This is a genomic window from Cupriavidus sp. SZY C1, from assembly GCF_032190535.1.
Taxonomy (GTDB): domain Bacteria; phylum Pseudomonadota; class Gammaproteobacteria; order Burkholderiales; family Burkholderiaceae; genus Cupriavidus; species Cupriavidus pauculus_C.
Genome location: NZ_JAUANU010000002.1, coordinates 233,796 through 250,798 on the forward strand (window position 1 = coordinate 233,796; position 17,003 = coordinate 250,798).

A 17,003-nucleotide genomic window follows, 5' to 3' on the forward strand; every position below is an offset into this window, starting at 1 on the left:
TCCGACGCGCTTTCGGACTCCTATCCTGACGATTCCCGCCGCCACCCGGCGCGGGCGTTCAACCACAAGGAAGGAGTTTTCCGAATGATCGAGTCATCCACGACGGACCGCCGGTCTGGGCGTTCCCTGTCCGCCCTGTTCAATCTGTCCGACCTGTCCCGCGCCGCGCTGTCCGCCTGGCGCCGCGGCGGCATGGCCGTGGCCTGCGCGCTGGCCATGCTCGGCGCGACGCCGGCCTTCGCCAACGTCGACGTCAACGGCGCGGACGAGGCCGCGCTGACTTCCGTGAAGGGCATCGGCCCGGCCACCGCCAAACGCATCCTGGAAGAGCGCGAGCGCAACGGCGCGTACAAGGACGCCGCCGACCTGGCCGACCGCGTGGCGGGCGTGGGGCCGAAATCGGCCGCCAACCTGCAGGAGGCCGGGCTGACCTTCGGCAAGCCGGCCCCGGCCGCCGCGGCAGCCCGCAAGGACGCCAAGCCAGCCCCGAAAGCCGCGCGCTAGCCCCCAGCCCCGTACCCCGCGTCAACAGACGGCCGCTGGTATGCGTTGTGCTTGACCGGCACGGCGTGCCGGAACGCTGCCGATTTGCACCATGCGGGGTGCGGGGTATCATGCGCATCGCCGTTGCAGCGGGTGCCCGGGCACCGCGCAACCACAAGCATTCAACGACTGAAACAAAGACGGCTGACAGGGAGAGCACAACATGGCGAATGGCCAGGACAGTACGGACGACGGCGGATTCCTGCCGAAATGGCGCCTCAAGACAACGGGCGTGATCGCGCCCGACGAGCGGCTGCCGGCCGGGCAGACGCTGCTCGCGGGCATCCAGCACGTGGTGGCGATGTTCGGCTCGACGGCCATCGCGCCGATCCTGATGGGCTTCCCGCCCAATATCGCCATCCTGTTCTCGGGCATCGGCACGCTGCTGTTCTTCTTCTGCGTGCGCGGCCGCGTGCCCAGCTACCTGGGTTCCAGCTTCGCGTTCATCGCGGTGGTCATCGCGGCCACGGGCTACGGCGGTAGCGGCCCGAACGCAAACATTCCGGTGGCGCTGGGCGGCATCATCGCCGCCGGGGCGCTCTATACGGTCATCGGGCTGGTCGTGCAGATGATCGGCTACGCCTGGGTGGAAAAGCTGATGCCGCCAGTGGTGACCGGTGCCATCGTCGCGGCCATCGGCCTGAACCTGGCGCCCGTGGCGGTCAAGGCGGTCAGCGGCGCGCCGCTGGACACCTGGGTGGGCCTGCTGACGGTGCTGGCCGTGGGACTGATCGCGGTGCGCGCGCCCGGCATGCTCGGACGCCTGCCAGTGCTGCTGGGCGGCCTGGCCGGCTACCTTGCCTACTTTGTGGCCACCAACGTGATGGGCATGGGCAAGGCCATCGACTTCTCGGGCGTGGCGGCGGCAAGCTGGTTCGGCATGCCGGCGTTCACCGCGCCGGTGTTCGAACCCAGCGCCATGCTGCTGATTGCCCCCGTGGCCATCGTGCTCGTGGCCGAGAACCTGGGCCACATCAAGGCCATCGGCGTGATGACGGGCCGCAATCTCGACCCGTACATCGGCCGGGCCTTTATCGGCGATGGCGTGGCCACGATGCTGTCGGCGTCCGGCGGCGGCACGGGCGTGACCACCTACGCCGAGAACATGGGCGTGATGGCCGTGACGCGGATCTACTCGACGCTGATCTTCGTCGTCGCGGCGGCCGTTGCGATCCTGCTCGGCTTCTCGCCGAAGTTCGGCGCGCTGATCCTGACGATCCCGGGCCCGGTGATCGGCGGCCTGACGATCGTCGTGTTCGGCCTGATTTCGGCCACGGCCGGCCGCATCTGGGTGCAGAACCACGTGGACTTCTCCAGTTCGCGCAACCTGATCACCGTGGGCGCCACGCTGACCGTGGCCGCTGGCGACCTGACGCTGAAGTTTGGCGGCATGACGCTGGGTGGCATCGGCACCGCCACGTTCGGCGCCATTCTGCTGTACCACCTGCTGGGCAGCCGGCACCCCGAGGACCAGGGCCTGGCGCACTAGGCGCCGCGCCAGCGGCGGGCCGGAATGGCCCGCCGGCCGTTGCGGGTAAGGTCGGTGCATTACAATGAGCCACGAAAAAACCGACTCACCCGCGATTGATCCGCTCCTCCCCCATGGCCTACAAGACGATTGAAGACACCATCGGCAACACGCCGCTGGTACGACTGCAGCGCATTCCGGGCGCCGCCATCGAAGCACGCGGCAACGTGATTCTCGGCAAGCTCGAAGGCAACAACCCGGCCGGCTCGGTCAAGGACCGGCCCGCGCTGTCGATGATCCGCCGCGCCGAGGAACGGGGCCGCATCAAGCCGGGCGACACGCTGATCGAGGCCACGTCGGGCAATACCGGCATCGCGCTGGCCATGGCCGCCGCCATCCGCGGGTATCGCATGGTGCTGATCATGCCCGAGGACCTGAGCCTGGAGCGTCGCCAGAGCATGGCGGCGTACGGCGCCGAGATCATCCTCACGCCGGTCAAGGGCGGCATGGAGTACGCGCGCGACCTGGCCGATGCCATGGAGCGCGAAGGCAAGGGCGTGATCCTGGACCAGTTCGCCAACCCGGACAACCCGCTGGCGCACTACGAGACCACGGGCCCCGAACTGTGGCAGGACACCGAGGGCCGGATCACCCACTTTGTCTCGGCGATGGGCACCACCGGCACGATCACGGGCGTGTCGCGCTACCTCAAGGAAAAGAATTCGGCCATCCAGGTCATCGGCGCCCAGCCGGCCGAAGGCTCGCGCATCCCGGGCATCCGCAAGTGGCCCGAAGCGTACCTGCCGAAGATCTACGATCCGAAGTTCATCGACCGCCAGGAACCGGTCACGCAGGCCGACGCCGAGCACATGGCCCGCCGCATGGCGCGCGAAGAGGGCATCTTCTGCGGCATCTCGGCCGCCGGCGCGCTGTGCGTGGCGCTGCGGATCGCCGAGGAAGTGGAAAACGCGACGATCGTCTTCGTGGTCTGCGACCGTGGCGACCGCTATCTGTCGACGGGTGTGTTTCCGGCCTGACCGTCACTACGCCAGTCACGCCGGCCACGCCGGCGCCCATGAAAAAGCCCCGCGGCGGAAGCCTGCGGGGCTTTTTTGTTGCTGACCGCGGCGCGGCCGGTCAGGCCATGGCCGCCTTCACCGCCTCGCCCAGCTGGTAGACCGCCAGCGCGTAAAAGAAGCTGCGGTTGTAGCGCGTGAGGACGTAAAAATTGCGCAGGCCGATCATGTACTCGGTCGGCTGGTCCGGGGTGGGCAGGTCCACCACCAGCACGCCGGTTTCCGCCTCGCGCTGCAGGTCGATCGGCTCGTCCACGCGCAGCCCGGCCTTGGTCAACTGGTTCAGCGTCCGCGTGGGCCACGGTTCGCCATCGGCGGCGGCCGTCGCCACGCCCAGGCTGCCGGCATCGGCGCCGATGCGCCACACCACGGGCCGGTTCTGTTCCCAGCCGTGCAGCTGCAGAAAGCGGCCGACGCTGCCGATGGCGTCGGTGGGGCTGTTGCGCAGGTCCACGTGGCTGTCGCCGTCGTAGTCCACGGCGTATTCGCGCAGGCTCGTCGGCATGAACTGCGGGATGCCCACGGCCCCGGCGTACGAGCCGAGCACCGAGAACACGTCGGTCTTCGTGTCGCGGCACCAGAGCAGGTAGTCGGCCAGCTGGTTGCGGAACAGTTTGGTGCGGGCGTCGCGGTTGGGCGTGTCGGGGTAGTCGAACGCCAGCGTCGACAGCGAGTCGATCACGCGGAACGTGCCCATGTCGCGGCCGTAGATCGTTTCCACGCCGATGATCCCGACGATGACCGACGCCGGCACGCCAAACTCGGCTTCGGCGCGGCGCAGCGTCTCGCGGTTCTGTTGCCAGAAGCGGACGCCGGCGTTGATGCGGATCGGCTCGATGAACCGCGACCGGTAGGCGCGCCAGCTTTTCTTGCCCGGCGTGGTCGGCGGCATGATCAGGCGCGACACGGTTGCCGAGTACACGGCCTGGCTGAAATACGATTCCAGCTCGGCGCGGGGCAAGCCGTTGCGCGCCACCATCTCGTCGATGAACGCGCGTGCCTGGGGGTGGTTCTGATAGCGGCCCGGTTCGATTTCTTCTTCCCGGACACTGACGCGGCGGCGTCCGGCGGCCACGAGCCCGGGAGAAACGCCGCACAGGCCCAATGCGGCAGCGGTGATTGCGGCGCCCAGCAGCGGGCGGCGCAGGGAGCGCTGTTGGTCGGTCATGATGTCCTTTGCAAGTCGCACCGAGTATAGCGGATGCGATACACGCGACGCCCCGTTGCAGGGCATTTGGTTACGAAGTTCCGCCGGCGGAAGCCGGGCACGTCCTGTGCTAACGTAACGGCTGGAGACAAACTTGACCCAAATCGAAAATGCCAACGGGTTACTACACGCATCCGTCGTTCCAGTTGCACGAGATGGGGTTCTTCCATCCCGAATGCCCTGAACGGCTGCAGGCCATCGAGGACCACCTGATTTCGCACGGGATGGACGGCCTGCTCGACCGGCGCGATGCCCCGGCCGCCACCGAAGCGCAGATCGAGCGCGTGCACCGGCCCGACTACGTTGCCAGCCTGGCCGCCAACAGCCCGTCGACCGGCTATTTCGCGATCGATCCCGACACCTCCATGAACCGCCACACGCTGACCGCCGCCACGCACGCGGCCGGCGCGGCCGTGGCGGCCACCGACGCCGTGATGGCGGGCCAGGTGGAGAACGCGTTCTGCTGCGTGCGCCCGCCCGGCCACCACGCTGAGCCCGACCATGCGATGGGCTTCTGCTTCTTCAACAACGTGGCGATTGCCGCCCGGCACGCGCTGGCCGTGCACGGGCTGCAGCGCGTGGCCGTGATCGATTTCGACGTCCACCACGGCAACGGCACCGAGGCGGCGTTCCGCGACGATCCGCAGGTGCTGATGTGCAGCTTCTTCCAGCACCCGTTCTATCCGTACAGCGGCACCGAGCACGTGGCGACGAACATGTCGAACATCCCGCTGCCGGCGTACACGAACGGCATGGCCGTCCGGGAGGTGGTGGAAACGATCTGGCTGCCGCGCCTGCACGAATTCAAGCCCGAGATGCTGTTCATCTCGGCCGGCTTCGACGCCCACCGCGAGGACGACCTGGGCCAGATGGGGCTCGTGGAGCAGGACTACACGTGGATCACCGAGCAACTGGTGCAGGTGGCCAAGACCCACGCCCAGGGCCGCATCGTCAGTTGCCTGGAAGGCGGCTACAACCTCAGCGCGCTGGCCCGCAGCGTGTTCGCCCATCTGAAGGTGCTGATGGAGGCGTAAGCCTGCCGCAATGTGACTAAAAAGGCGCTTATCTGTCGTCTATATGACGCCAGTGCATAAGGCTTTCAGAAAAATCTCGTTTGCGGTATGAAGCGGATCGCATAAAATGCGGGCTTCATAAAAATAAGTGCGGCAACAACGCAGGAGACCCCCGCGCTGTTGCCGTTTTCTTTTCTCGTTCCATGATCGAACTGCAAGGACTCTCGCAGCGGTTCCCCGGCGGGTCGGGGGAGGTGCATGCGCTGCGCGACGTCAGCCTCACCATCGCCGCCGGCGAGATCTTCGGCATCATCGGCCGAAGCGGCGCCGGCAAGAGCACGTTGGTGCGTGCCATCAACCTGCTGAACCGGCCCACCAGCGGCCGCGTGGTCGTCGACGGCCAGGATCTCACCGCGCTGGGCAACGGCGCGCTACGCGAGGCGCGGCGCGAAATCGGCATGATCTTCCAGCATTTCAACCTGCTGTCGTCGCGCACGGTCTATGACAACGTGGCGCTGCCGCTGGAGCTGGCGGGCAAGTCGAAGCAGGAGATTGCGGCGACCGTCGAGCCGCTGCTGGAACTGGTCGGCCTGTCGGCGTTGCGCGACCGCCATCCCGCGCAGATCAGCGGCGGCCAGAAGCAGCGGGTGGGGATCGCCCGGGCGCTGGCCAGCAAGCCGAAGGTGTTGCTGTCGGACGAAGCCACCTCGGCGCTGGACCCCGAGACCACGCGCTCGATCCTGGAACTGCTCAAGCGCATCAACAAGGAACTGGGCCTGACCATCGTCATGATCACGCACCAGATGGAAGTGATCAAACAGGTCTGCGACCGCGTGGCCGTGCTGGAGGCTGGCGAGGTGGTGGAGACGGGCCGCGTGATCGACGTCTTCCTGCGTCCGCAGCACGAGGTAACGCGCGCCATGATCGGCGACGTGATCGCCCAGGAACTGCCGGCCAGCGTGCTCAAGCGCGTGGAAAGCCGGCTCGGCAACGGACGCGACCACGTCTACCGGCTGGCCTTCACGGGCGAGAACGTCGACCAGCCCGTGCTGGCGCAGGCAATCCGCCAGCACGGGCTGGACTTCAACATCCTGCATGGCCATATCGACGAGATCCAGGGCCAGGCGTTCGGCTCGCTGGCGATCATGGCCACGGGCGACCCGGCCAGCGTGCGCGCGGCCATGGACTATCTGCAGGCGCAAGGCGTCGTCGTGGAGGAGATCGACCATGTGGTCTGAAATGCTCGACCTGTTCCTGACGTCGTTCTACGAGACGCTGCTGATGGTGTGCATCTCCGGCGTGGTCGGCGCGCTGCTGGGCGTGCCGCTGGGCGTGCTGCTGCACCTGACCAACCGGGGCGGCGTGCTGTCGCACCCGCTGTTCAACCGGACCATCGGCGTGGTGGTCAACGCGGTACGCTCGATCCCGTTCATCATCCTGCTGGTGGTGGTCATTCCGTTCACGCGCTTCATCGTCGGGTCGTCCATTGGCACCACGGCGGCCATCGTGCCGCTGACGATCGCGGCCATCCCGTTCATCGCGCGGCTCGTGGAAGCGGCGCTGCGCGAGGTCGACAAGGGTTTGGTCGAGGCGGCGCAGTCGATGGGCGCCACCACCCGGCAGATCGTCTGGAAGGTGCTGCTGCCCGAGGCCATGCCCGGCATCGTGGCCGGCCTGACCATCACGTTCGTGAGCCTGGTTGGCTATTCGGCCATGGCCGGCGCGATTGGCGGCGGCGGGCTGGGCGACCTGGGCATCCGCTACGGCTACCAGCGCTACATCACCGAGATCATGGTCGCCGTCGTGCTGATCCTGATCGTGTTCGTGCAGGCGGTACAGAGCTTCGGCGACTTGCTGGTCCGTCGGATCAGCCATCGTTGAAATACTAGTTCTTGACAGGGAAACTTGGGGTAAATCGAAATGCAACGTCGTAACGTGCTGAAGGGCGCCGTGCTGGCGCTGGGTGTGGTGGTGTCGGCTGGCGTGCTCGCGCAGGACAAGCCGATCAAGGTGGGCGTGACCGGTGGCCCGCACGCGCAGATCATGGAGCAGGTGAAGAAGGTGGCGGCCAAGGACGGCCTGAACATCCAGGTGGTGGAGTTCAGCGACTACATCCAGCCGAACGCCGCGCTGGCCGCTGGCGACCTCGACGCCAACAGCTACCAGCACCTGCCGTACCTGGAAGCCCAGATCAAGGACCGCGGCTACAAGTTCACGCACGCGGGCTTTACCGTGACGTTCCCGATGGGCGTCTACTCGAAGAAGATCAAGTCGCTGGACCAGTTGAAGCAGGGCGCCCGCGTGGGCGTGCCGAACGATCCGACCAACGGCGGCCGCGGCCTGCTGCTGCTGCAGTCGAAGGGCGTGATCAAGCTGCGTGCCGATGCCGGCCTGAAGGCCACGCCGCTCGACATCGTCGAGAACCCGAAGAAGATCAAGATCGTCGAACTGGACGCCGCCCAGCTGCCGCGCTCGCTCGACGACCTGGACGCCGCCGCCATCAACGGCAACTACGCCGAGTCGGCTGGCCTGTCGCCCACGCGCGATGCCATCGCCATGGAGGGTCCGAAGGGTCCGTACGCCAACCTGATCGCGATCCGCGCGGCCGACAAGGACAAGCCGTGGGTGGCCAAGCTGGTCAAGGCGTATCACTCGCCCGAGATCAAGCAATACGTGCAAAGCACTTTTAAGGAATCTGTGATCACCGCCTGGTAATTTCTAGGGGTTTTCATCCAGACGCTGGGCCGCCGGGGCATCCTGCGGCACAATATCTAAAGATTCTGCGAGTTGCCGGCTATGCCCGGCAATTCTTTGTCGATAAAATAGTACGATCGTTCGAAAAACTAAAGCTGCGCCACCCCGGTGGTTATAATGGCGAGCGATTCAAACTTTGGAACTATCAGCTATCAGTGGAGTGAGCGCATGAAAGTACTCGTCGCAGTCAAGCGGGTGGTGGACTACAACGTCAAGGTCCGCGTGAAGTCGGATGGCACGGGCGTCGACCTGGCCAACGTCAAGATGAGCATGAACCCGTTCGACGAAATCGCCGTGGAAGAGGCCGTGCGCCTGAAGGAAGCTGGCGTCGTCACCGAGGTGGTTGCCGTGTCGTGCGGCGTGGCCCAGTGCCAGGAAACCCTGCGTACCGCGATGGCCATTGGCGCCGACCGCGGCATCCTGGTGGAATCCGGTGAAGACCTGCAGCCCCTGGCCGTGGCCAAGGTGCTCAAGGCAATGATCGACAAGGAACAGCCGAGCCTGGTGATTCTGGGCAAGCAGGCCATCGACGACGACTCCAACCAGACCGGCCAGATGGTGGCCGCGCTGGCCGGCCTGCCGCAAGCCACCTTCGCCTCGAAGGTGGTGGTGGCCGATGGCAAGGCGTCGGTGACGCGCGAGGTGGATGGCGGCCTGGAAACCGTGTCGGTCAAGCTGCCGGCCGTGGTGACCACGGACCTGCGCCTGAACGAGCCGCGCTACGTGACGCTGCCGAACATCATGAAGGCCAAGAAGAAGCCGCTGGAAACCGTGAAGCCGGAAGATCTCGGCGTCGACGTCAAGCCGCGCCTGCAGACCGTGAAGGTCGTGGAGCCGGCCAAGCGCAGCGCTGGCGTGATGGTCCCTGATGTGGCCACGCTGGTGCAAAAGCTGAAGTCGGAAGCCAAGGTTATCTGAGCGCGGGGAGAGAGAACATGACTGCACTTGTCATTGCTGAACACGACAACCAATCGATCAAGGCCGCCACGCTGAACGCCGTGACGGCAGCCGCCCAGTGCGGCGGCGACGTCCACGTGCTGGTGGCCGGTTCCAACGCCAAGGCCGCCGCCGACGCCGCCGCGAAGATCGCGGGCGTGGCGAAGGTCCTGCTGGCCGACGCACCGCACTTTGCCGACGGCCTGGCCGAGAACGTGGGCGAACAGATCCTGGCCATTGCCAGCGATTACTCGCACATCGTTGCCCCGGCCACGGCCTCGGGCAAGAACATCCTGCCGCGCGTGGCCGCCAAGCTGGACGTGGCGCAGCTGTCGGACATCACCAAGGTCGATTCGCCCGACACGTTCGAGCGTCCGATCTACGCCGGCAACGCGATTGCCACGGTCAAGTCGGAAGACAAGATCAAGGTGATCACCGTGCGTGGCACGGCGTTCGACCCGGCCGCCGCGGAAGGTGGCTCGGCCACGGTGGACACGCTGCCGGCCGTTGCCGACGCGGGCATCTCGCAATTCGTGTCGCGTGAAGTGACCAAGAGCGACCGTCCGGAACTGACCGCCGCCAAGATCATCGTCTCGGGTGGCCGTGGCGTGGGTTCGGGCGAGAACTACACCAAGGTGCTGACCCCGCTGGCCGACAAGCTCGGCGCCGCGCTGGGTGCCTCGCGTGCCGCAGTCGATGCCGGCTTCGTGCCGAACGACTACCAGGTGGGCCAGACCGGCAAGATCGTCGCCCCGCAGCTGTACATCGCCGTCGGTATCTCGGGCGCGATCCAGCATCTGGCCGGCATGAAGGACTCCAAGGTGATCGTCGCGATCAACAAGGACGCCGAAGCCCCGATCTTCTCGGTGGCGGACTACGGCCTGGTGGGCGACCTGAACACCGTGGTGCCGGAACTGGTGGCCGCGCTGGGCTGACAGGCCCGAACGGCCGGTTCGACAACGCATTGAACCGGCCGCAAGCAGCAAGAATGTCGAAGCCGTTCCGGGTGATCCCGCGAGCGGCTTTTTTACGAGATCGTGGAGACATACGATGACCTACCGCGCACCGCTCAAGGACATGCTGTTCGTCATGAACGAACTGGCCGGTCTGGCACAGATCAGCCAGTTGCCGGGCTACGAGGACGCCACGCCGGACACGGCGCAGGCTGTGCTGGAGGAGGCCGCCAAGTTCAACGAACAGGTGGTGGCGCCGCTGAACCGCGCTGGCGACATCCAGCCGAGTAGCTGGAAGGACGGTGTTGTCACGACCACGCCGGGCTTTCGCGACGCGTTCCGCCAGTTTGGCGAAGGCGGCTGGCAGGGCGTGCTGCATCCGGCGGACTTCGGCGGGCAGGGTCTGCCCAAGCTCGTCGCCACGCCGTGCAACGAAATGCTGAACACGGCGAACCTGTCGTTCGCGCTGTGCCCGCTGCTGACCGACGGCGCCATCGAGGCGCTGCTGACGGCCGGCACCGACGCGCAGAAGTCGCTGTTCCTGCCCCGGCTGATCTCGGGCGAATGGACCGGCACGATGAACCTGACCGAGCCCCAGGCCGGGTCCGACCTGGCCGCGGTGCGCACGCGCGCCGAGCCGCAGGGCGACGGCACGTACAAGGTATTCGGCACGAAGATCTTCATTACCTACGGCGAGCACGACATGGCGGACAACATCGTCCACCTGGTGCTGGCCCGCACGCCCGACGCGCCCGAAGGGGTCAAGGGCATCTCGCTGTTCATCGTGCCGAAGTTCCTGGTGAACGCGGACGGGTCGCTGGGCGCGCGCAACGACGTGGAATGCGTGTCGATCGAGCACAAGCTCGGCATCAAGGCCAGCCCCACGGCGGTGCTGCAGTTTGGCGACCAGGGCGGCGCCATTGGCACGCTGGTCGGCGAGGAAAACCGTGGCCTGGAATACATGTTCATCATGATGAACGCGGCGCGCTTCTCGGTCGGCATGCAGGGCATCGCCGTCTCCGAACGCGCCTACCAGCAGGCCGTGGCCTACGCGCGCGAGCGCGTGCAGAGCCGTCCGGTCGATGGCTCGGCGCGCGAAGGCGTGACGATCATCCACCATCCCGACGTCAAGCGCATGCTGATGACGATGCGCGCGCTGATCGAAGGCGCGCGCAGCGTGGCCTACGTGGCGGCTGCGGCCAGCGACGTGGCGCACCAGCATCCGGACGAGTCCGTACGCCGCCAGAACATGGCGCTGTACGAGTTCCTGGTGCCGGTGGTCAAGGGCTGGAGCACGGAGCTGTCGATCGACGTCACCAGCCTGGGCGTGCAGGTGCACGGCGGCATGGGGTTCATCGAGGAAACCGGCGCCGCGCAGCACTACCGCGACGCCCGTATCCTGCCGATCTACGAAGGCACGACGGCCATCCAGGCCAACGATCTGGTCGGCCGCAAGACCGTGCGCGACGGCGGCGCCGTGGCGCGCGCGATCTGCGCGAGCATCGCCGAGACCGAGAACCGGCTGGGCGAGCATGGCGGCGCACCGTTCCTGGCCGTGCAGGCCCAGCTCAGGCAGGGCCGCGAGGCGCTGGAGGCGGTGGTCCGGTTCGTGGTCGACAACGCCAAGGGCGATCCGAATGCGGTGTTCGCGGGCAGCGTGCCGTACCTGAAGCTCTGCGGCATCGTGCTGTCGGGCTGGCAACTGGCGCGCGCGATGCTGGCGGCCGACGCCAAACGCGCCGAGGACCCGGCCTTCCACGACGCCAAGATCGCCACCGCGCATTTCTTCGGCCAGCACATCCTGTCGCAGGCGTCGGGGCTGCGCGCGGCCATCGTTGACGGGGCGGAGCCGGTCAAGGCGATGTCGGCCGAGCAGTTCTGAGCAAGCTGGCGGACAGCCAGCCCCAGCAAAAAGGCGACCCGGAGGTCGCCTTTTTTATTACGCCGTGGCCGGCCGCGGCACGTGCCGCGCGGGCGGCGTCTTGCGGTAGCGGTCCACCGAGAGGTCGTCGGCGCGGATGGCCGGGCGGGTGCCGGAGACCAGGTCGGACAGCAACTGGCCCGAGCCGCAGGCCATCGTCCAGCCCAGCGTGCCGTGGCCGGTGTTGAGCCACAGGCCGCGGATGCCGGCCGGGCCGACCACCGGCGTGCCGTCGGGCGTCATCGGACGCAGCCCGGTCCAGAACGTCGCGCGGCTGACGTCGCCGGCGCCGGGGAACAGGTCGTTGACCACGTGCTCCAGCGTGCGGCGCTTGTTCGGGTCCAGCGAGCGGTCGTAGCCGACGATCTGCGCCATGCCGCCCACGCGGATGCGGTCGTCGAAACGCGTGATGGCAACCTTGTAGGTCTCGTCGAGCACGGTCGACACCGGGCTCCTGGCCGCGTCCACCAGCGGCACCGTGATCGAGAAGCCCTTGAGCGGATAGACCGGCAGGTTCGACAGCCCGCGCAGCACCGGCTTCACGAACGGCGTGGACCAACTGCCCAGCGCCACCACCACGGCATCGGCCGTCATCGGCTTGCCGTCGACCAGCACGCCGGTCACGGCATCGCCGGTCGTCAGCAGGCCGTCGATCGACCGGTCGTAGAGGAACTGCACGCCGATCGACGCGGCCATGGCTGCCAGCCGCTCGGTAAACAGCTGGCAATCCCCGGTTTCATCGTTCGGCAGGCGCAGGCCGCCAGCCAGCTTCTGGCCGGCAGCGGCGAGCGCCGGTTCGCTCGCGCCGAGATCGTCGCGCGAAAGCAATTCGTAGGGCACACCGGCGTCTTCCAGCACGGCGATGTCGCGCGCGGCGGCGTCGAGCTGGGCCTGGGTGCGAAAGACCTGCAGCGTGCCCTGCTGGCGGCCCTCGTAGGCGATGCCGGTCTCGGCGCGCAGCGTGCGGATGCAGTCGCGGCTGTACTCGGCCAGCCGCACCATGCGCTCCTTGTTCACCGCATAGCGGTCGGCCGTGCAGTTCTGCAGCATCTGCCACATCCACTGGAGCTGGAACAGCGTGCCATCGGGTTTGATCGACAGCGGCGCGTGTTCCTGGAACATCCACTTGATGGCCTTGAGCGGCACGCCCGGCGCCGCCCACGGCGACGCGTAGCCCGGCGAGATCTGGCCGGCATTGGCAAAGCTGGTGCCCAGCGCGGGCCCGCTTTCCCGGTCCACGACGGTCACTTCGTGACCGGCCCGGGCCAGATACCACGCACTCGTGACGCCAATCACGCCACTGCCAAGAACAAGAACGCGCATTTTCGGGGGCTCCGTACTGCCAAAGGGGGCTGATGAAGAATTCGCTTCTATACTATTGACTTCGAAGCAGGCATAGTTCGTGAAATTTTCGGGAAAACAGGAAAAAATCATGAGAACGAGCCGCCCGCCCGTGCGCGCGCTGGACCGGCTGGATCGCAAGATCCTGGCGATGCTGCAGGCCGACGGCCGCATCTCGATGAAGGACCTGGCCGAGCAGGTCGGATTGACCATCACGCCATGCATCGAGCGCGTGAAACGGCTGGAGCGCGACGGCGTGATCATGGGCTATTACGCGCGGCTGAACCCCGCGGCGCTGGGCAGCGCCCTGCTGGTCTTCGTCGAGATCTCGCTGAACAACAAGTCGGGGAACATGTTCGAGCAGTTCCGGCGCGAGGTACTGCGGATTCCCGAGGTGCTGGAATGCCATCTGGTGTCGGGCGACTTCGACTACCTGATCAAGGCGCGCATCCGTGAGATCGGCGAGTACCGGCGGCTGCTGGGCGACATCCTGCTGCAACTGCCCGGCGCGGCGCAGTCGAAAAGCTATGTCGTGATGGAAGAGATCAAGGAGACACTGGCGATTGCGGTGGACGGCAAGGAAAGCGGCGCCGCCGCCACGGCCTGACAAAGCGGTTGGGGGTTGCGTGGCAATACTGTATATTCATACAGTATCCGGTTCGGTTCGCGACGAGATTCCATGCCCCCCAATCGCCCCCCGGCCGCGCTTCCCACCAAGGGTCGAGGCGCGGTCAGCAACCTCCAGGGTCGCTTTGCACGCGATGCGCGCGACGAGTTCGATGATGGCTGGCGGCCCGCCGGGGCCGACCTGGCTGCGGAATCGGCCGAGCCGGCAGCGTCGGCACCGCCCCGGATCGTCACGCAGGTGAGCCTGGAGCAGGCCAGGTCGATCCTGACGCGCAACGCGTCGCCCGACATCCCGTTCGATGTTTCGCTGAATCCCTATCGCGGCTGCGAGCACGGCTGCATCTACTGCTTTGCGCGGCCGACGCATGCCTACCTGGACCTGTCGCCGGGTCTCGATTTCGAGACAAAACTCTACGCCAAGGCCAATGCCGCCGAGCGGCTGCGCGAGACGCTGTCGCGTCCATCGTATCGCTGCGAAACCCTTGCGCTGGGCGTCAACACCGACGCCTACCAGCCCATCGAACGCACGCAGCGCATCACGCGCGGCATTCTCGAAGTGCTGCATGAAACCCGTCACCCGGTGGCACTGATCACCAAGTCGTCGCTGATCGAGCGCGACATCGACCTGCTGGCCCCCATGGCGGCGCAGCGGCTGGCCGTGGCGGCCGTCACGATCACCACGCTCGACGCCGACCTGGCCCGCACGCTGGAGCCCCGGGCGGCCACGCCGGCGCGGCGGCTGCGCACGATCCGCGAGCTGACCGACGCGGGCATCCCGGTGGGCGTGAGCGTGGCGCCGGTCATCCCGTTCATCACGGAACCGGATCTGGAAAGGATTCTGGAGGCGGCGCGCGAGGCTGGCGCCGTCTATGCGAACTACATCGTGCTGAGATTGCCGTGGGAAGTGCGGCCGCTGTTCCAGGAGTGGCTGCAGGCGCATTTCCCGGGCCGTGCCGAGCGGGTCATGAACCGCGTGCGCGAGATGCGTGGCGGCAAGGACTATGACGCCGATTTCGCCTCGCGCATGCGCGGCACGGGAATCTGGGCCGATCTGATCCGGCAGCGCTTCTACAAGGCCGCCGATCGTCTCGGGTTTCGCTATAACCGTTTCGAACTCGATAGCTCGCGGTTCACGCCACCACCCAGGCCGATCCGGCCACGCGACGGGGGTGACAGGCGGGGCTCGCTCTTCTGAGCTTCCTTGCGGCCCGGAGCGGGCGTGTTGAGATTGTCGTCGATCATGCGGCAGGCCAGTTCCAGCGCGGCCTTGGCATTGACTGGCGGCAAGCCAGACGACATGGCCAGCCGGACAGCGATCGCCGCGAGGCGTCCCTCTTCGTAGCTTGGATGTTCCATCTGCCCTCCTATTCGTGACGCCGGGAACCGGCGTCGAACCTGAACCTAAGCAGTATGGGCGATCCACGCGCGCGCGGCGCGATCGTTACGAAGTTGTCACGACGGTGTGATGCGGGGGTGCCGCTATTCCTGCGACAGGGCCTTGGCGGCTTCCACCTGCGACTCGAAAAAGGTCTGGAAGCTGATGGCCAGCCCCGCCATCAGCAGGCCGGTGCCGATCATCAGCGACAGGATCACGAGGATGACCACCGGCCAGCCCGAGCGCGTGGGCTGCCCATGGGCGTTGTAGCGCTGGTCCCATTTGTCGTCCGGCCGCAGGCCGAACACGATGGCCGTCAGAAACGCGCCGATGACCGACGCGCCGCCCGCTACCGCGAACGTCCAGTTCAGCGGCGTGCTGCCTACGCCCAGGATCAGCGACGCCACGCCGAGCGCGCCAGCCGTGGTGGCCAGCAGATGCGCCCAGCCCGCCAGGTCGCGCGCACCCTTCAGGTAGAAACGATGGGCGCCAAGGCTGCCCAGCAGGAAGGCCAGCGCAACGGTGGCCAGCTTGGACTTGCCACGCGGCGTGCCGGGTGCGCGGCTGGGATCACGGGAAATGGGGGCGGACGGGCTGGCGGCTGGCATCGTGGGGCAGGGCGGTGCGAAGGGGATTCCAGGGGATTCCAGGCGATGCCGGCGGCATCGGCGCCCATTGTAGCGTCAGGCGGGCGTCAGGACGGCCACATCCACGCCAGCGCGCCGGAGACCAGCGCCGAGACGTGCGTCTCGCTGTAGAGGATGACGGTCAGCAACAGCATGAACAGTATCGACAACGACAACTGGCCCGCGTGTCGGGCCAGGTCGTGAAGCAGGGGAGACATGATGAACCTCGACAAGTCGTTCTTGTGGAGGCCGCGCCCGGCCTCCGGGGCCCGGGCAGTGGGTGCCGGGCAGAGGCAGGTCAGTTCGATTGCCGTCTGCGCAACAGCGGCACGCTGGACGGCCCCGGACATCGCCGGGCGGCAGCCTGTGCGGCGTTTTGTGGCACGCACTCTGAAGTGACAATGGAAAACGGCCGGAAGTTCCGGCCGTTGGGGTGGTGTGAGGCGGGCTCGCCGCCGTCAGCGGCCACCGTCGCGTCCGCGCGCCTGCCAGCCGGGGCCGACATTGGCGGGGCGCATCTCGGTGCCGCGCATCGCAGTGTCGCCAGGGTTGTTGCGGTCGACGCCGCCGGACTGCCGGCCGCCACGGTCGTCGCCGGCGTGGCCGGGTCCTGGCGGACGGCCGCTGAGGCGGTCGTCATTGCGCGCGCGCTGTTCCATCCGGTCGATCTGTGCCTGCACGTGGTCGCGGTTTTCGGCGCGTACACTCGCGATGTCCCAGCCGGGGCCCGCACGGCCCATCCGCACCGGGTGTTCGGCGAAGGCGCGCTGCCAGAAGGCAACTTGAGCGTGGCTGGTGGCGATGGTGCCAACCAGGCCGATGACGGCCACGGTACCAGCCACCAGATGGCGCAGGTGGGGGCGGGTAAGCATGTGCAATCCCAATGTCCTGTAGCAGGTGATGAGTCAGGCGTGGGTTCATGGTACGCACGGAGGGTCTGGCGACCTATGCGAAACCCGTTACCGGTGTAACGGAGTGTTTCGTCATTTTTGGCAGCTTTGGCGGGTCGGCCGCAGTGCCGCGATACTGTGGGTTTGGCGGGGATTAGAAGGTGTTCTCGGATGCTGCCGATGTGCGTCGCATCGTTGGAATGCAGGCGGCATCGGCCAGTGTTTCGCCATTTCGAAAAGTGCCGATTCATCCATATGACGCTGACCCGGTTC

Annotated in this window: 17 protein-coding genes; 12 read left to right on the forward strand and 5 right to left on the reverse strand. The window is 66.8% G+C overall.

Translation table 11 applies throughout. The annotated features are described in order from the left end of the window. The first annotated feature begins 192 nt into the window (after positions 1-192). From QTN24_RS05165 to cysM, 3 genes are all read left to right on the forward strand, one after another. Positions 193-504: a ComEA family DNA-binding protein gene (locus QTN24_RS05165; RefSeq protein ID WP_409558986.1), complete on the forward strand. Its 312-nt coding sequence runs from the start codon at positions 193-195 to the stop codon at positions 502-504. A 202-nt stretch (positions 505-706) separates the two neighbouring features. After that, the gene (locus QTN24_RS05170; RefSeq protein WP_124682183.1) at positions 707-2,032 is read left to right on the forward strand and encodes a solute carrier family 23 protein; all 1,326 of its coding nucleotides are present in this window, start codon (positions 707-709) and stop codon (positions 2,030-2,032) included. Between the two features lie 113 nt (positions 2,033-2,145). Beyond that, entirely contained in the window at positions 2,146-3,048 is a 903-nt protein-coding gene (cysM, locus tag QTN24_RS05175; protein ID WP_313835606.1) for a cysteine synthase CysM, read from the forward strand. A 100-nt stretch (positions 3,049-3,148) separates the two neighbouring features. Here cysM and mltB read toward each other — a convergent pair whose 3' ends face one another. Continuing rightward, positions 3,149-4,255, reverse strand: a complete 1,107-nt coding sequence (mltB, locus tag QTN24_RS05180) for a lytic murein transglycosylase B (protein WP_313835608.1) — start codon at positions 4,253-4,255, stop codon at positions 3,149-3,151. Positions 4,256-4,404: 149 nt separating this feature from the next. On the opposite strand from mltB, the gene QTN24_RS05185 reads away from it, so the two are divergent. The 7 genes from QTN24_RS05185 (at position 4,405) to QTN24_RS05215 (ending at position 11,832) form a co-directional block, all read left to right on the forward strand. Further along, a complete protein-coding gene (locus QTN24_RS05185; RefSeq protein WP_124682180.1) occupies positions 4,405-5,328 on the forward strand; it encodes a histone deacetylase family protein in 924 nt (307 codons plus the stop codon). A gap of 182 nt (positions 5,329-5,510) precedes the next feature. Further along, positions 5,511-6,545: a methionine ABC transporter ATP-binding protein gene (locus tag QTN24_RS05190; RefSeq protein ID WP_313835610.1), complete on the forward strand. Its 1,035-nt coding sequence runs from the start codon at positions 5,511-5,513 to the stop codon at positions 6,543-6,545. After that, positions 6,535-7,188 (forward strand): methionine ABC transporter permease, encoded by a 654-nt coding sequence (locus QTN24_RS05195; RefSeq protein ID WP_313835612.1) that lies wholly within the window; start codon positions 6,535-6,537, stop codon positions 7,186-7,188. Before QTN24_RS05190 ends, QTN24_RS05195 begins: the two co-directional genes overlap by 11 nt. A gap of 39 nt (positions 7,189-7,227) precedes the next feature. Next, positions 7,228-8,022, forward strand: a complete 795-nt coding sequence (locus QTN24_RS05200) for a MetQ/NlpA family ABC transporter substrate-binding protein (protein WP_124682177.1) — start codon at positions 7,228-7,230, stop codon at positions 8,020-8,022. A gap of 207 nt (positions 8,023-8,229) precedes the next feature. After that, a complete protein-coding gene (locus QTN24_RS05205) occupies positions 8,230-8,979 on the forward strand; it encodes an electron transfer flavoprotein subunit beta/FixA family protein (protein WP_313835615.1) in 750 nt (249 codons plus the stop codon). A gap of 17 nt (positions 8,980-8,996) precedes the next feature. Then, complete coding sequence (locus QTN24_RS05210; RefSeq protein WP_124682175.1) at positions 8,997-9,932, forward strand: electron transfer flavoprotein subunit alpha/FixB family protein; 936 nt, start codon at positions 8,997-8,999, stop codon at positions 9,930-9,932. 115 nt (positions 9,933-10,047) lie between these two features. After that, positions 10,048-11,832, forward strand: a complete 1,785-nt coding sequence (locus QTN24_RS05215; protein ID WP_313835617.1) for an acyl-CoA dehydrogenase — start codon at positions 10,048-10,050, stop codon at positions 11,830-11,832. A 57-nt stretch (positions 11,833-11,889) separates the two neighbouring features. On the opposite strand, the gene QTN24_RS05220 is transcribed toward QTN24_RS05215, so the two are convergent. After that, the gene (locus tag QTN24_RS05220; protein WP_313835618.1) at positions 11,890-13,194 is read right to left on the reverse strand and encodes a D-amino acid dehydrogenase; all 1,305 of its coding nucleotides are present in this window, start codon (positions 13,192-13,194) and stop codon (positions 11,890-11,892) included. Positions 13,195-13,303: 109 nt separating this feature from the next. Between QTN24_RS05220 and QTN24_RS05225 the strand changes: the two genes are divergently transcribed. Continuing rightward, positions 13,304-13,819, forward strand: coding sequence for an Lrp/AsnC ligand binding domain-containing protein (locus QTN24_RS05225; protein WP_124682172.1), 516 nt, complete (start codon positions 13,304-13,306; stop codon positions 13,817-13,819). A 72-nt stretch (positions 13,820-13,891) separates the two neighbouring features. Further along, a complete protein-coding gene (locus QTN24_RS05230; RefSeq protein WP_313835619.1) occupies positions 13,892-15,034 on the forward strand; it encodes a PA0069 family radical SAM protein in 1,143 nt (380 codons plus the stop codon). A gap of 284 nt (positions 15,035-15,318) precedes the next feature. Here QTN24_RS05230 and QTN24_RS05235 read toward each other — a convergent pair whose 3' ends face one another. From QTN24_RS05235 to QTN24_RS05245, 3 genes are all read right to left on the reverse strand, one after another. Continuing rightward, the gene (locus QTN24_RS05235; protein ID WP_313835620.1) at positions 15,319-15,822 is read right to left on the reverse strand and encodes a TM2 domain-containing protein; all 504 of its coding nucleotides are present in this window, start codon (positions 15,820-15,822) and stop codon (positions 15,319-15,321) included. 86 nt (positions 15,823-15,908) lie between these two features. Beyond that, positions 15,909-16,058, reverse strand: a complete 150-nt coding sequence (locus tag QTN24_RS05240; protein WP_172965993.1) for a hypothetical protein — start codon at positions 16,056-16,058, stop codon at positions 15,909-15,911. A gap of 240 nt (positions 16,059-16,298) precedes the next feature. Next, complete coding sequence (locus tag QTN24_RS05245) at positions 16,299-16,712, reverse strand: hypothetical protein (RefSeq protein ID WP_313835621.1); 414 nt, start codon at positions 16,710-16,712, stop codon at positions 16,299-16,301. Positions 16,713-17,003: the final 291 nt, after the last annotated feature.

What these genes read in the sequence shown, in the direction of transcription:
- QTN24_RS05165 (WP_409558986.1), top strand. Translation starts at nt 193, where the DNA reads ATGGCCGTGGCCTGCGCGCTGGCCATGCTCGGCGCGACGCCGGCCTTC.
- QTN24_RS05170 (WP_124682183.1), top strand. Translation starts at nt 707, where the DNA reads ATGGCGAATGGCCAGGACAGTACGGACGACGGCGGATTCCTGCCGAAA.
- cysM (WP_313835606.1), top strand. Translation starts at nt 2,146, where the DNA reads ATGGCCTACAAGACGATTGAAGACACCATCGGCAACACGCCGCTGGTA.
- mltB (WP_313835608.1), bottom strand. Translation starts at nt 4,255, where the DNA reads ATGACCGACCAACAGCGCTCCCTGCGCCGCCCGCTGCTGGGCGCCGCA.
- QTN24_RS05185 (WP_124682180.1), top strand. Translation starts at nt 4,405, where the DNA reads ATGCCAACGGGTTACTACACGCATCCGTCGTTCCAGTTGCACGAGATG.
- QTN24_RS05190 (WP_313835610.1), top strand. Translation starts at nt 5,511, where the DNA reads ATGATCGAACTGCAAGGACTCTCGCAGCGGTTCCCCGGCGGGTCGGGG.
- QTN24_RS05195 (WP_313835612.1), top strand. Translation starts at nt 6,535, where the DNA reads ATGTGGTCTGAAATGCTCGACCTGTTCCTGACGTCGTTCTACGAGACG.
- QTN24_RS05200 (WP_124682177.1), top strand. Translation starts at nt 7,228, where the DNA reads ATGCAACGTCGTAACGTGCTGAAGGGCGCCGTGCTGGCGCTGGGTGTG.
- QTN24_RS05205 (WP_313835615.1), top strand. Translation starts at nt 8,230, where the DNA reads ATGAAAGTACTCGTCGCAGTCAAGCGGGTGGTGGACTACAACGTCAAG.
- QTN24_RS05210 (WP_124682175.1), top strand. Translation starts at nt 8,997, where the DNA reads ATGACTGCACTTGTCATTGCTGAACACGACAACCAATCGATCAAGGCC.
- QTN24_RS05215 (WP_313835617.1), top strand. Translation starts at nt 10,048, where the DNA reads ATGACCTACCGCGCACCGCTCAAGGACATGCTGTTCGTCATGAACGAA.
- QTN24_RS05220 (WP_313835618.1), bottom strand. Translation starts at nt 13,194, where the DNA reads ATGCGCGTTCTTGTTCTTGGCAGTGGCGTGATTGGCGTCACGAGTGCG.
- QTN24_RS05225 (WP_124682172.1), top strand. Translation starts at nt 13,304, where the DNA reads ATGAGAACGAGCCGCCCGCCCGTGCGCGCGCTGGACCGGCTGGATCGC.
- QTN24_RS05230 (WP_313835619.1), top strand. Translation starts at nt 13,892, where the DNA reads ATGCCCCCCAATCGCCCCCCGGCCGCGCTTCCCACCAAGGGTCGAGGC.
- QTN24_RS05235 (WP_313835620.1), bottom strand. Translation starts at nt 15,822, where the DNA reads ATGCCAGCCGCCAGCCCGTCCGCCCCCATTTCCCGTGATCCCAGCCGC.
- QTN24_RS05240 (WP_172965993.1), bottom strand. Translation starts at nt 16,058, where the DNA reads ATGTCTCCCCTGCTTCACGACCTGGCCCGACACGCGGGCCAGTTGTCG.
- QTN24_RS05245 (WP_313835621.1), bottom strand. Translation starts at nt 16,712, where the DNA reads ATGCTTACCCGCCCCCACCTGCGCCATCTGGTGGCTGGTACCGTGGCC.